The sequence below is a fragment of the Streptomyces sp. NPDC001513 genome (assembly GCF_042894695.1).
Classification (GTDB): domain Bacteria; phylum Actinomycetota; class Actinomycetes; order Streptomycetales; family Streptomycetaceae; genus Streptomyces.
Genome location: NZ_JBIAVU010000021.1, coordinates 112,520 through 124,592, shown reverse-complemented (window position 1 = coordinate 124,592; position 12,073 = coordinate 112,520). Strand labels below are relative to the sequence as shown.

12 protein-coding genes are annotated in these 12,073 nt (G+C 74.4%); 7 read left to right on the top strand and 5 right to left on the bottom strand.

Going from position 1 to position 12,073, the window contains the following annotated elements:
* Positions 1-72: 72 nt before the first annotated feature.
* Both ACFYZ4_RS36430 and ACFYZ4_RS36425 read left to right on the top strand, forming a co-directional pair.
* Positions 73-1,131 (top strand): phosphotransferase family protein, encoded by a 1,059-nt coding sequence (locus ACFYZ4_RS36430; RefSeq protein ID WP_390785990.1) that lies wholly within the window; start codon positions 73-75, stop codon positions 1,129-1,131.
* Between the two features lie 11 nt (positions 1,132-1,142).
* Positions 1,143-2,375: an acyl-CoA dehydrogenase family protein gene (locus ACFYZ4_RS36425; RefSeq protein ID WP_390785989.1), complete on the top strand. Its 1,233-nt coding sequence runs from the start codon at positions 1,143-1,145 to the stop codon at positions 2,373-2,375.
* A 54-nt stretch (positions 2,376-2,429) separates the two neighbouring features.
* On the opposite strand, the gene ACFYZ4_RS36420 is transcribed toward ACFYZ4_RS36425, so the two are convergent.
* Positions 2,430-2,801, bottom strand: coding sequence for a MerR family transcriptional regulator (locus ACFYZ4_RS36420; protein WP_390785988.1), 372 nt, complete (start codon positions 2,799-2,801; stop codon positions 2,430-2,432).
* 53 nt (positions 2,802-2,854) lie between these two features.
* Between ACFYZ4_RS36420 and ACFYZ4_RS36415 the strand changes: the two genes are divergently transcribed.
* Entirely contained in the window at positions 2,855-3,961 is a 1,107-nt protein-coding gene (locus ACFYZ4_RS36415) for an alkene reductase (protein ID WP_390785987.1), read from the top strand.
* Between the two features lie 4 nt (positions 3,962-3,965).
* Here the strand turns inward: ACFYZ4_RS36415 and ACFYZ4_RS36410 are convergent, their stop codons facing one another.
* The 3 genes from ACFYZ4_RS36410 to ACFYZ4_RS36400 form a co-directional block, all read right to left on the bottom strand.
* The gene (locus tag ACFYZ4_RS36410) at positions 3,966-4,571 is read right to left on the bottom strand and encodes a TetR/AcrR family transcriptional regulator (protein WP_351296656.1); all 606 of its coding nucleotides are present in this window, start codon (positions 4,569-4,571) and stop codon (positions 3,966-3,968) included.
* A 68-nt stretch (positions 4,572-4,639) separates the two neighbouring features.
* On the bottom strand, positions 4,640-6,454 hold the full coding sequence (locus ACFYZ4_RS36405) for an AMP-binding protein (protein ID WP_390785986.1): 1,815 nt from the start codon (positions 6,452-6,454) through the stop codon (positions 4,640-4,642).
* Positions 6,439-7,212, bottom strand: a complete 774-nt coding sequence (locus ACFYZ4_RS36400; RefSeq protein WP_351296650.1) for an SDR family oxidoreductase — start codon at positions 7,210-7,212, stop codon at positions 6,439-6,441. Before ACFYZ4_RS36400 ends, ACFYZ4_RS36405 begins: the two co-directional genes overlap by 16 nt.
* A 112-nt stretch (positions 7,213-7,324) precedes the next feature.
* On the opposite strand from ACFYZ4_RS36400, the gene ACFYZ4_RS36395 reads away from it, so the two are divergent.
* The 4 genes from ACFYZ4_RS36395 to ACFYZ4_RS36380 all read left to right on the top strand — a co-directional run bounded on the left by ACFYZ4_RS36395 (position 7,325) and on the right by ACFYZ4_RS36380 (position 11,609).
* Positions 7,325-8,662 (top strand): exo-beta-N-acetylmuramidase NamZ domain-containing protein, encoded by a 1,338-nt coding sequence (locus ACFYZ4_RS36395; RefSeq protein WP_390785985.1) that lies wholly within the window; start codon positions 7,325-7,327, stop codon positions 8,660-8,662.
* A gap of 84 nt (positions 8,663-8,746) precedes the next feature.
* Positions 8,747-10,156 (top strand): serine-threonine protein kinase, encoded by a 1,410-nt coding sequence (locus ACFYZ4_RS36390; RefSeq protein WP_390785984.1) that lies wholly within the window; start codon positions 8,747-8,749, stop codon positions 10,154-10,156.
* A 95-nt stretch (positions 10,157-10,251) separates the two neighbouring features.
* Positions 10,252-10,833 carry a hypothetical protein gene (locus ACFYZ4_RS36385; RefSeq protein WP_351296641.1) on the top strand — a complete coding sequence of 194 codons (582 nt, stop codon included), beginning with the start codon at positions 10,252-10,254 and terminating at the stop codon, positions 10,831-10,833.
* A complete protein-coding gene (locus ACFYZ4_RS36380; protein WP_390786003.1) occupies positions 10,833-11,609 on the top strand; it encodes a 3-keto-5-aminohexanoate cleavage protein in 777 nt (258 codons plus the stop codon). Before ACFYZ4_RS36385 ends, ACFYZ4_RS36380 begins: the two co-directional genes overlap by 1 nt.
* Here ACFYZ4_RS36380 and soxR read toward each other — a convergent pair.
* Positions 11,590-12,033, bottom strand: coding sequence for a redox-sensitive transcriptional activator SoxR (gene soxR, locus ACFYZ4_RS36375; RefSeq protein WP_351296635.1), 444 nt, complete (start codon positions 12,031-12,033; stop codon positions 11,590-11,592). The two genes, ACFYZ4_RS36380 and soxR, sit on opposite strands and share 20 nt — an antisense overlap.
* Between the last annotated feature and the right edge of the window lie 40 nt (positions 12,034-12,073).

Here is a 12,073-nt window from a genome sequence, read left to right as displayed (position 1 = left end):
CTCTGGACGGCATACCGACTGGTCGGCATGATGGCAGTCCGCTGTTCTCACTCCGCACGGAGGTGCGCACCCATGACCTCAGCCCCGGCCGACCCGCGCGGCCTGGATCTGGAGCGGCTGCGCGGTCATCTCGACCGCGTGCGGCCGGGCCTCGTGGCCGGGCCGCTGCGCGGCCGGCTCATCGAAGGCGGCCGGTCGAACCTGACGTACGAGGTCACCGACGGGACCGCCCGCTGGGTGGTGCGCCGGCCGCCGCTGGGGCACGTACTGGCCACCGCGCACGACATGCGGCGCGAGCACCGGGTCATCGAGGCCCTGCACGGCACGGCCGTGCCGGTGCCCGAGCCGGTGCTGCTGTGCGAGGACGAGGCCGTGCTCGGGGCGCCGTTCTACGTCATGGAGTACGTGGACGGGGTGCCGTACCGGACGGCCGGCGAACTCGCCGCGCTCGGCCCGGAGCGCACCCGGCAGGCGGTGCTGGGCCTGGTGGACACCCTGGTCGAGCTGCACGCCGTGGATCCGCAGGCGGTGGGCCTGGGCGACTTCGGCCGGCCCGAGGGGTTCCTCGACCGGCAGCTGCGCCGCTGGGGCAAGCAGCTCGCGGCCTCCCGGGGGCGCGAGCTCGCCGGGATCGACGAGCTGCACGGCGCGCTCGGCCGCACCCTGCCCGTCTCCCCCGCCCCCACCGTCGTGCACGGGGACTTCCGGCTCGACAACGTCCTGATCGGCGGCCCGGACGACGCGATCCGGGCGGTGCTGGACTGGGAGATGTCCACGCTCGGGGATCCGCTGACCGACCTCGGGCTGCTCGCGATGTACAGCTCGGACCTGGGCCTGACCGGCTCGCCGGTCAGTACGACGAGCGGCGCTCCCGGCCACCCGTCCCCCGCCGAGCTGGTCGAGCGGTACGCCGCCCGCTCCGGCCGGGACACCGGGGGCATCGCCTGGTACACGGCCTTCGCCTGGTTCAAGCTCGCGGTGATCCTCGAAGGCATCCACTACCGCTACACGCTCGGGCAGACCGTCGGTGCGGGCTTCGACCGGATCGGTGAGCTGGTGCCGGTCTTCATCGAGCACGGACTGACCACCCTGCAGGGCCTCCGTCCATTCGAAAACGGCCAGGAAGGCTGAGGCACGCACCCATGGATTTCGCATTCGACGCCCGGACCGAGGAACTCCGCGAGCGGCTGCTCGCGTTCATGGAGGAGTACGTCTACCCGGCGGAGCCCGTCGCCGCCGAGCAGCGCGCACGGCTGGCCTCGCCCTGGGACACCCCGGCCGTCTTCGGTGAACTGAAGGCCGAGGCACGCCGCCAGGGCCTGTGGAACCTCTTCTATGTGGACCGGCACGGCCTGCCGGATGCCGAGCACGGCGCCGGGCTGACCAACCTCCAGTACGCCCCGCTCGCCGAGATCACCGGCCGCAGCCCGCACCTGGCGCCGATGGCGACGAACTGCGCGGCCCCGGACACCGGGAACATGGAGCTGCTCGCGCAGTTCGGTGACGAGGCGCAGAAGAAGCAGTGGCTGGAGCCGCTGCTGGCCGGGGAGATCCGCTCCGCCTTCGCGATGACCGAGCCCGAGGTGGCCTCCTCGGACGCCACGAACGTCGAGACGCGGATCGAGCGCGACGGCGACGCGTACGTGGTCACCGGGCGCAAGTGGTTCATCTCCGGGGCCATGAACCCGGACTGCAAGATCTTCATCGTGATGGGCAAGACCGACCCGGAAGGCGCCGATCCGCGCCGTCAGCAGTCGATGATCTTGGTCCCGCGCGACACCCCCGGGGTCGAGGTGCGGCGCGCCATGACGGTCTACGGGTACGAGGACCACGACCACGGCGGGCACGCCGAGGTGGTCTTCGACGGGGCGCGGGTCCCGGCGGCGAACCTGATCGGCGAGGAGGGCAGCGGCTTCGCCATCGCCCAGGCCCGGCTCGGCCCGGGCCGCATCCACCACTGCATGCGGCTGATCGGCATGGCGGAGCGGGCGATCGATCTGATGTGCCGGCGTGCGGTGGACCGTACCGCCTTCGGCAAGCCGCTGGCCGCCCAGGGCGTCGTACAGAACTGGATCGCCGACGCCCGGGTCACGGTGGAGCAGTTGCGGCTGCTGGTGCTGAAGACGGCCTGGCTGATGGACACGGTCGGGAACCGGGGCGCGCACACCGAGATCCAGGCGATCAAGATCGCGACCCCGCGGGCGGTCGTACGGATCCTGGACGACGCGGTGCAGCTGCACGGTGCGGGCGGGGTGAGCCAGGACTTCCCGCTGGCCGAACTGTGGGCGGCGGCGCGGACGCTGCGGCTGGCCGACGGGCCGGACGAGGTCCACCAGCGGTCGCTGGCGCGGCGGGAGCTGAAGCGCCACATGTAGGGGCTCCGGCGGGCCGCACCTCCGCCTGACCCGCGGCCGGGCCGGGCCGTCGGGTCAGGCGGAGGCGCGGCCCGCCGCCGCCGCGTCGATGACCTCGTCCAGGACCTCGCGGGAGCGGCGGAGGTCGCCGATCAGCCGGTCGATCCGCTCGCGCTCGGCGGCCAGTTCGGCCACCAGCTGCGGGGTGGCGCGCACGGACGGGCCGCCGTCCTCGTCCCGCATGCAGGGCAGGATCCGGGCGATCTTGGCACTGTTCAGGCCGGCCGCGTAGAGCTCCTGGATGCGGATGACCCGGTCCACGGCCCGCTCGGAGAACTCCCGGTGGCCGCCGGGGGTCCGGTCGGACACGAGCAGGCCCTGGGTCTCGTAGTAGCGCAGCGAACGCTCGCCGACACCGGTGCGCGCCGACAGTTCCCCGATCCGCATGGCCCACCTCAGGTCTTGAATCTGACATCAATGTCAGGTTTTACGGTACCGGCATGACGCAGACACAGCAGGCCCCCACCGCATCCCGTCTCTTCGAACCGGCCCGCCTCGGCGGCCTGGAGCTGCCCAGCCGCCTGGTGATGGCCCCGCTGACGCGCAACCGCGCCGGGGCCGACGGGGTCCCCGGCGAGCTCATGGCCACCTACTACGCCCAGCGCGCCTCGGCCGGTCTGATCATCGCCGAGGGCACCACCCCCAACGCCGTCGGCCAGACCTATCCGCACATCCCCGGCATCCACAGCCCGGCGCAGATCGCCGGATGGCGCCGGGTCACCGAGGCCGTGCGCGCGGCCGGCGGGCGGATGTTCCTCCAGCTCCAGCACGGTGGCCGGGTCGGGCACCCCGACACCAGCGGGCACGTCCCGCTCGCCCCGTCGGCGGTGCGGTTCCCCGAGCCGCTGCACACGCCCGGCGGGCTGCGGGAGGCCGTCGTGCCCCGGGAGATGACGGCCGAGGACATCGCGTCGACCATCGCCGACTTCGCGGACGCCGCCCGGGGCGCCGTCGAGGCGGGCTTCGCCGGCGTGGAGGTGCACGCCGCCAACGGACACCTGCTCCACCAGTTCCTGTCGCGGAACACCAACCGGCGCACCGACGCGTGGGGCGGGGCCGTCGAGGGGCGGATCCGGTTCACCGTCGAGGTGGTCCGGGCCGTCGCCGGGGCGATCGGCGCCGAGCGGGTCGGCGTACGGATCTCGCCCGGAGCGAACGTCAACGGCATCGACGAGGGTGACACCGGGGAGATCTACCCGGCGCTGGTCAAGGCCCTCGCGGACGTCGGGCCGGGCTATCTCCACCAGGTCCACGCCGCCCCGGACCAGCCCGCCTTCACCGAGATCCGCCGGGCCTGGCCCGGCACGCTGATCGCCAACCCCGCGCTCTCCCACGAGGAGCTCGCGGCCGACGGCGGCAGGCGGCGCGGCGAACTGCTGCTGGCCGCGGGCGCCGATCTGGTGGCCCTGGGCCGGGGCTTCCTCGCCAACCCCGATCTCGTGGAGCGGCTGCGCACGGGCGCGCCGCTCAACGAGCTCCGCCCGGAGTTCCTGATGTACGTACAGGAGGCGGAGGGCTACACCGACTACCCCGTCCTGGAGCGGTGACCCGTCAGGGGCGCAGCGCGCGCAGCAGCAGGTCGGCGAGGTGGTCGGCGACCTGCTGCGGGGTGAGCGGGCCGTCCGCCCGGTACCAGGTGGACAGGTGGTGCACGGAGCCGAAGTGGTAGTCCACGACCAGGTCGGCGGGGGTGGCACTGGAGAACACCCCCGTGCGCTGACCTTCCTCGACCAGCGCGCGGAAGCGCTCGTGGTAGCGCCGGCGCTCCGCCCGGACCTGCTTGAACTTCTCGGGGCTGAGCTGGTGCATCGACCGGAAGAAGATCATCGCGTCGTCGAGGTTCTCGATGGTCGTGACGACCACGTCGGCGGCCGCGGTGCGCAGCCGCTCCTCGACGGGCGCGTCGGAATCGGCCACCGCGTCGAGCCGCTGCTGCTGCAGGCGCAACATCCGCGCGTACACCTCGTGCAGCAGGTCGTCCTTGGACCCGAAGTAGTGGTAGAGCGCGCCCTTGGTGACACCGGCCGCCTCGACGATCTCCTGGACCGAGGTGCGGTCGTAGCCGCGCTCGGCGAACAGCCGGGTGGCGACGGCCAGCAGCCGCTGCGGTACCGGGGCCTCGTGCGTGCCTGCGGGTTCCGTGGTCCGTGCCGCCATGGCGCTGACCTTCCCTTCCTCGTTCCTGCCTGGTCACTGCGACCAGCTGTACGACCGTCCGACTGTTTTCAGCCGCGATCGCGCAGTTCCCGTCGCAGGATCTTGCCACTGGTCGTCTTCGGAAGGACAGGCAGGATCTCCACCTGGCGCGGGTATTTGTACGCGGCGATGCGCGCGGCACAGTACGCGGACAGTTCCTCCGGCTCGGCCGAGGCCCCGGGGCGCAGGCTCACGTAGGCCTTGACGCTCTCCCCGCGGTAGGGGTCGGGGACGCCGACCACGGCGGCCTCGCGGACGGCGGGGTGGGTGTAGAGCACGTCCTCGACCTCCCGCGGCCAGACCTTGAAGCCGGAGGCGTTGATCATGTCCTTCTTGCGGTCGACGACGTAGAGCCAGCCGTCCGGGTCCATGAAACCGACGTCCCCGGTGCGCAGTTCACCGCCGGGGAAGGCCTGGGCGGATTCCGCGGGCAGCCCCCAGTAGCCGGGCACGACCTGGGGGCCGCGGACGGCTATCTCGCCGGTCTCGCCGAAGGGGACCTCGCCGCCCTGCTCGTCGAGGATGCGCACGACGGTGTCGGCGCCGGGCAGGCCCACGGAGAGGGTGCCGGAGGCCGGGTCGACGGGGGCCTCGAGGTGGACCGGCACGCTGGCGCAGGGGGCGGTGCACTCGGTCAGGCCGTAGCCGTTGCGGAGGTAGAAGCCGAAGGCGGTGCGCAGGCGTTCGACGAGGGCGGGCGGGAGCGGGGCGCCGCCGGAGGAGATCACCTGGAAGGAGGCGAAGTGGTCGGGGGTGACGGCGGGGTGGGCGGCGAGGGCCATGAAGGCGGTGGCCGGGCCGACGGTGTAGGCGGGGCGGTGTTCGAGGAAGGCGTCGAGGACGGTGCCCGCCTCGAAACGGTGGGCGAGGACCAGGGTGCCGGCGTTGGCGAAGCAGGCGGCGAGCTCGCAGACCATGCCGGTGATGTGGAAGAGGGGCGCGAGGGCGAAGTAGACGGCGCCCTCGGGCAGGGGGTGGGAGGTGACCTGCCGTACGGCGTTGTACGTGAGCGCGCCGTGCGGGTTCATGGCGCCCTTGGGGGTGCCGCTGGTGCCGGAGGTGTAGCTGATGAGGGCGGTGTCGGCGGCGGTGAGCCGCGGGTCGTCCGGTGCGGGGCGCCCGCCGCGGGCCACGGTGAGGAGGTCGGCGGTGTGCCCTCCGGGCAGGGGGGTGGATACGGGAGCAGGTACGGGCGCGGGTACGGGGACGAGCCGCTCCGGTGCCACCGGTCCGCGCTGGGCCGGCAGGCGGGGCCGGGCCGGGAGCTCCGGTGGGGCGGGGAGGCCGGGTCGGGCCGGCGGGGCGGACGCGTCCGGTCCGGGCTGCGGGCCGAAGACGCGCGGGTCGTTGCGCGTCTGGAAGTCCAGGTCCGAGGCGGTCAGGACGGTCCGTACGGCGCTGTCCCGGACGGCCTCGGCCAGGTACGCCGTCCACGCGCGGCCGTCGCAGACCAGCGCGGCGGCCCCGGAGTCGCGCAGGACGTGCCGGACCTCGCCGGACTTGTACATCGGGTTGAGCGGGACGACGACGGCCCCGGCCTTCCAGGCGGCGAGGACGGCCAGCACGAAGTGCGGGGTGTTCTGCAGCATGACCGCGACCCGGTCCCCGCGGCGCAGGCCGCGCGCCGCGAGGTGACCGGCGACGGAGTCGGAGAGCGCGTCGGCCTCGGCGTAGCCGATCCGGCCGTCGAAGTAGGCGAGCGCGGTGCGCTCCGGGGCCCGGGCGGCGGCCGCGCGGAAGGCGTGCAGCACGGTGGGCGGCGGCGCGACGGGCTCCCGCTGGGCCGGTGCGAGCAGCCCGAGCCAGGGCCGGGCGGCGTACGAGGAGGTCACCGCGTCTCCCATTTCTGCTGGAGGTGGTTCATGCCGCTCAGCCAGCGGTCCGGCTCGGTGGCGCGGGCGGCGTAGAAGTCGGCGACCTCGGGGTGCGGGAGGATCAAGAACCGGCCCTTCTCCATGCCGTCGAACAGTGCGTCCGCGACCGCTTCCGGCTCGATCGCGGTCGGCGCCAGGACGAGTTCGCCCGCCGAGCCCGCGGCGGTCAGCATGTCGGTGCGCACCCCTTGCGGGCAGATCGCGTGGACCTGGACACCGCGGTGTCGGTAGGTCAGCGAGAGCCATTCGGCGAAGGCGAGCGCACCGTGCTTGGTGACACTGTACGGGGCCGCTCCGATCATGGTCAGCAGTCCGGCGGCGGAGACGGTGGACACGAAACGGCCGGTCCCCCGCTCCAGCCAGTCCGGCAGCAGCAGCCTGGCGGCGCGGACGTGGGCCATGACGTTGGTGTCCCAGGCCGCTTCCCAGACGGCCTCGTCGGCGAACGCGTCGCCGCCCGAGGCGAGTCCGGCGTTGGCACAGTAGACGTCGACCGTCCCGCCGAGGGCCTCGCGGGCCTCGGCCACGATCTCCGAGGCATCGCCCGGCACGGGGATCGCCCGGGCTCCGATCGCGCCCGCCACCGCGGCGGCCTTGGCCGGGTCGAGGTCGTTGACCACCACCGTGGCGCCCTCGGCCGCGAAGCGGTGCGCGAGGGCGGCGCCGATGCCGCCGCCCGCGCCGGTGACGACGACTCGCTGGTCCTGGTACGCGTTCACGGGGATCACCTTTCGTGCGGCCGGAGGCCGAGTGCCGAGTGCCGGATCCGAAGACCGGATGGCGGCAGACTAACCAGTCGGTATGTGCGGGTGGAAGGGGCCGGACTCGTAGCGTGGCCGGATGACGCTGTCGCGACGCGGGGTGCTGGGACTGGCGGGGGCCTTGGGATCAGTGGGAACGGCGGGCGCCGTGGGAGCCGTGGGGACGGCGGCCGCCGCAGGGGCTGCCGGGACGGCACCGGCGGGCCGGGGCTCCGCGCCGCGGGCGGCGGACCGGGTGCGGGCGGCGGACCGGGTGCGGGCGGCGGACCGGGTGCGTACCGGCTTCGAGCGGCTCGCCGCGGACGGGTACGCCCTCCTGGCCGGGCAGAAGGTCGGGGTGGTCACCAACCCCACCGGGATCACCGCCGACGCCCGCCACCTGGTCGACGTACTGCACGCGGACGAACGGGTGGACCTGGTCGCGGTGTTCGGCCCCGAGCACGGGTTCCGCGGCACGGCGCAGGCCGGCGACTCCGAGGGGGCCTCCCGGGATCCGGCGACCGGGCTGCCGGTGTACGACACGTACGACAAGAGCGGGCAGCGGCTCGCGGACGTGTTCACGGCGGCCGGGGTCGACACCGTCGTCTTCGACATCCAGGACGTCGGGGCGCGCTTCTACACCTACATCTGGACCCTCTACGACTGCATGCGCGCGGCCGCGCTCGCCGGCAAGGCGGTGGTGGTGCTGGACCGGCCGAATCCGGTGGGCGGCCGCCGGGCGGCGGGGCCCGTACTGGAACGGCCGTACGCGAGCTTCGTGGGCCGGGAGCCGATCGCGCTCGCGCACGGGATGACGGCGGCCGAACTGGCCCTGCTCTTCAACGGCGAGTTCCTGGCCGACCGTCCGGTGCGGCTGCGGACGGTGGCGATGTCCGGGTGGCGGCGGCAGTCGTTCTTCGGGGAGACCGGGCTGCCCTGGGTGCCGCCGAGCCCGAACATGCCGACCCCGGACACGGCCCTCGCATACTCCGGCACGTGCCTGTTCGAGGGGACGAACCTCTCCGAGGGGCGCGGGACGACCACGCCCTTCGAGGTGGTGGGCGCGGAGGGGATCGACCGGCGGTGGGCGGAGGCGGCGAACGCGCTGGGCCTGCCCGGAGTGTGGTTCCGGGAGGCGTACTTCACCCCGACCTTCTCCAAGCACGTGGGGAAGGTGTGCGGCGGGGTCCGGCTGATCGTCCACGACCGGGAGGCCTTCGACCCGGTACGGGCCGGGATCGGGCTGCTGGTCACCGCGCGGCGGGCGTGGAGCGGTTTCGGCTGGCGGACGGACCACTGGATCGACCGGCTGACCGGCTCGGACCGGGTGCGGACCATGGTGGACGCGGGGGCCGGGGTGGAGGAGATCGCGGGCGACTGGGCGGCGGGGCTGGCGCGGTTCAGGGCGACGCGCGGGGAATACCTCCTCTACGAGTGAGCCGAGCGCGCCGGGGGGCTGGCCGGGCGGGCGCGTCAGCAGGATGCTGGCAGCACCGGAGGGCACGGCGTGGAGGGGGACGTCATGGCGGACATCGGTGGCGGGTTCGGAATCGGGGCCGGGACTTCGGCCGGGACGGCGGCCGGGGCTGCGGCCGGGGCTGCGGCCGCGATCCCGGCGGGGTACCGGCCCGGGGTCACGGCCGGGATCGGCGTCGGACCGTACGCGGAGCTGACCTTCGACTCCGAAGGGGACGTGGACCGGGCCACGCAGGGCACGGTGGCCCGGATGGAGGCCACGGACGTGCTGGTCTTCGCACACGGCTGGAACAGCGACCGGTCCACCGCGACCCGGCTCTACGACCGGTTCTTCGCCCCCTTCCCGGGGCTGGTGGGGTCGGGGGTACGGCTGGGGTACGTGGGTGTCGTGTGGCCCTCGATGCGGTTCTCCGACGAGCCGATCCCCGACTTCGACGCACCCGGCGCCCTCGCGGAGCCCGGCTTCGGCACGGCACTGGACCCCCTGACCCGCCGGGCGCTCGGGGAGTTCTGGCCGGGACGGCAGGCGGAGCTGGACCGGGTGGCGGAGCTGCTGGAGGAGCGGCCGGAGTCGGCGGCGGCGTTCATCGAGTTCGGTGCGCTCGTACGGGAGCTGGCGGGGGTGGACGCGGTGCCCGCGGCGGCGGCTCCGGCGGTCCCCGCCCTCTTCACGGACGACGTGCTGGAGGTGTGCCGGGCGCTCTCCCGCGCCCTGGCCGCGGCGGGCGCGCCGGCCGACGGGGCCGACGGGGCCGACGGAATCGAGGGCCCGGGCCTCGCGGTCGGCGGCGCCCTGCGCGGCCTGTGGGGCGGGGCCAAGGAGCTGCTGCGGCAGGCGACGTACTACAAGATGAAGAAGCGGGCGGGCGTGGTGGGCGAGCGGGGTCTCGGCCCGGTGCTGGCACAGCTGGCGGGCGACCGCCCGGCCCTGCGGTTCCACCTGATCGGACACAGCTTCGGGGCGCGGGTGGTGTCCTTCGCGCTGCGCGCGCTGCCGGACGGCGCCCGGTACGTGAAGTCCGTGACCCTGCTCCAGGGGGCCTTCTCCCACTACGCGTTCGCCGACCGGCTGCCGCACGACAGGAGCACCGGCGGCGCCCTGCGCGGCCTCCAGCGCCGCGTCGACGGGCCGGTGGTGGCCTGCCACTCCCCGCACGACTCGGCCCTCAAGCTCTTCTATCCGCTGGCCTCCCGGATGGCAGGGGATTCGGCCGGAGTGCTGGGCTTCGACGAACGGTGGGGCGCCATCGGGCACGACGGGGTGCAGGCGGTGCCGGGCGCGCCGCGGCTGAGCCTCGCCACGGCCCTGCGCGAGGGGGTGCCCGCGGCCGGTTGCGTCAGTGTGGACGCGGGCTCCGTGGTCCGCCGCGGCGGTGCCCCCTCGGGGGCGCACAGCGACATCTGCCACGAGGAACTGGCCCGGGTGGTGGTGACCGCGGGGCGCATGGGGCGCTGAGTTCCGGCCATGTGCCACCCGCACGCCTCGACCGCCCCCGCATGCGCCCGGCCCGGGCAGGGCATGTTGGGCACATCGGCGGAGGTGATGGTGTGATGGCGGGATTCCGGAGTCTGGCCTACCAGGTGCGCGACGCGCGCAATGACCGGGCCTTGCGGCGCCATTCGCTGCGCCGTTGCCTGGAGCGGTTCGCCCCGTACGGGCACCGGGCCACGTGGTGGCACCTGTGTGACCGGCACGGGATCGCCCCCGAGGACCGGGGGGCGGATCCGCTGCGGCTGGTCGCCGCGCTGGAGGAGCTGGAGGACGCGCGGGCGGTCTGGCTGGAGTACGAGCGCCATTTCGCGGAGCGGCGCCGCCGGGAGAAGCACGACGGGCTGCGCCGGCCGGAGTGGGCGTGGGGCGGGAGCGGGGACGCGGTGGTGCGGTGCGCGGATCCGGGCGTGCGGCCGGAGGGGGCGCTGGGCGAGGTGCTGCGGCGGCTGGTCCGGGCGCTGGAGTCGGAGCCCGGGACGGCGTGCCCGGTCTGCGGGGACACCGAACTGCGGTGGCCGGCGGTGACGACGATCGGTCCGTGGGAGGGCGCGTGGGCCTGGGACGGGCCGGTGTGCGCGGGCTGCGGGATCGTGGTGCCGAGACCGGCGCTCGCGGAGACGCCCCAGGCGGGGGCGGCGTGATGCCATTGCTGCCGTTGCTTCCGTTGCTGCCGTTGCTGCTGGCCTCGGTGAACGGTGCGCGGAGCGCCGCGGACGGCCCGGCCGTGCCGATGTCGCCGGCGGATCTGGCGGAGTCGGCGCTGGCGGCGGTCGCCGCCGGGGCCGGGGAGGTGCTGGTGCACCCACGGACGCCGTGCGGGCGGGAGAGCCTCTCGCCGCGGGTGGTGGGGCCGGTGCTGGCGGCGATGCGGGGCGCGGGGGTCCACGTACCGCTGTCGGTGCCGGCGGGCATCGGGGCCGAGCCCGATCCGGCGGGGCGGCTGGAGCGGGTGCGCTCGTGGACGGTGCTGCCGGACCGGGCGGTGGTGCGCTTCGGGGAGCCGGGGGCCGGGGAGCTGGCGCGGGCGCTGCTGGCGCGGGGGGTTTCGGTGGACGCGGTGGTGCCGGTGGGCGGACCGGCCGGCCCGGAACCGATGGCACGGTTCCTGGCCTGGCCGGTGCGCGAGCCCGGGCGGGTCCGGCTCGTGGTCGAGCTCGCGGCGGCCGATCCGGCGCTGATGGCCGGGCTGCGCGGGCTGCCTCCGGTGGCGGTGCTGGTGTGCGGGCGGGAGGCGGCCGCCTGGCCGGTGCTGCGGCTGGCCGCGCGGTGCGGAACGGGTGCGCGCACCGGCGTGGGCGACGTACTGCACCTGCCGGACGGGCGGCCGGCACGGTCGACTGCCGAACTGGTGGCGGCGGCCCGGGACCTGATGGCGCGGGGCACGGCCGCCGCGGGGATTACAGCCGCGAGCCGGTGAGGCGTTCGCCGAAGACGTCGTCGGGGTTGGACAGGGCGCAGGTCTTCATCGAGAGACAGCCGCAGCCGATGCAGTCCGTGAGGTGGTCGCGCAGTCGGCCGAGCCGCATGATCCGCTCGTCCAGCTCGGTGCGCCAGGCCTCGGAGAGGCGGGCCCAGTCCTCGCGGGTGGGGGTGCGTTCCTCGGGGAGCTGGGCCAGGGCGTCGCGGATGCTGGCCAGCGGGATGCCCACGCGCTGGGCGGCGCGCACGAAGGCGACGCGACGCAGCGCGTCACGGGTGTAGCGGCGCTGGTTGCCGGAGGTGCGACGGCTGCTGATCAGGCCCTTGGCCTCGTAGAAGTGGAGTGCGGAGACGGCCGCGCCGCTACGGGCGGACAGCTGGCCGACGGTGAGCTCGTGGACTTTCTCGGGAATCTGCGGCACCCGGCCGAGGGTAGTCGGAGGTCCGTTGACATACACATGC

Excerpts from the sequence above, each read along its gene's own strand:
- ACFYZ4_RS36380 (WP_390786003.1), top strand. The coding sequence starts at position 10,833 with ATGCCATTGCTGCCGTTGCTTCCGTTGCTGCCGTTGCTGCTGGCCTCG.
- ACFYZ4_RS36410 (WP_351296656.1), bottom strand. The coding sequence starts at position 4,571 with ATGGCGGCACGGACCACGGAACCCGCAGGCACGCACGAGGCCCCGGTA.
- ACFYZ4_RS36420 (WP_390785988.1), bottom strand. The coding sequence starts at position 2,801 with ATGCGGATCGGGGAACTGTCGGCGCGCACCGGTGTCGGCGAGCGTTCG.
- ACFYZ4_RS36390 (WP_390785984.1), top strand. The coding sequence starts at position 8,747 with ATGGCGGACATCGGTGGCGGGTTCGGAATCGGGGCCGGGACTTCGGCC.
- ACFYZ4_RS36385 (WP_351296641.1), top strand. The coding sequence starts at position 10,252 with ATGGCGGGATTCCGGAGTCTGGCCTACCAGGTGCGCGACGCGCGCAAT.
- ACFYZ4_RS36395 (WP_390785985.1), top strand. The coding sequence starts at position 7,325 with ATGACGCTGTCGCGACGCGGGGTGCTGGGACTGGCGGGGGCCTTGGGA.
- ACFYZ4_RS36425 (WP_390785989.1), top strand. The coding sequence starts at position 1,143 with ATGGATTTCGCATTCGACGCCCGGACCGAGGAACTCCGCGAGCGGCTG.
- ACFYZ4_RS36415 (WP_390785987.1), top strand. The coding sequence starts at position 2,855 with ATGACGCAGACACAGCAGGCCCCCACCGCATCCCGTCTCTTCGAACCG.
- ACFYZ4_RS36430 (WP_390785990.1), top strand. The coding sequence starts at position 73 with ATGACCTCAGCCCCGGCCGACCCGCGCGGCCTGGATCTGGAGCGGCTG.
- ACFYZ4_RS36405 (WP_390785986.1), bottom strand. The coding sequence starts at position 6,454 with ATGGGAGACGCGGTGACCTCCTCGTACGCCGCCCGGCCCTGGCTCGGG.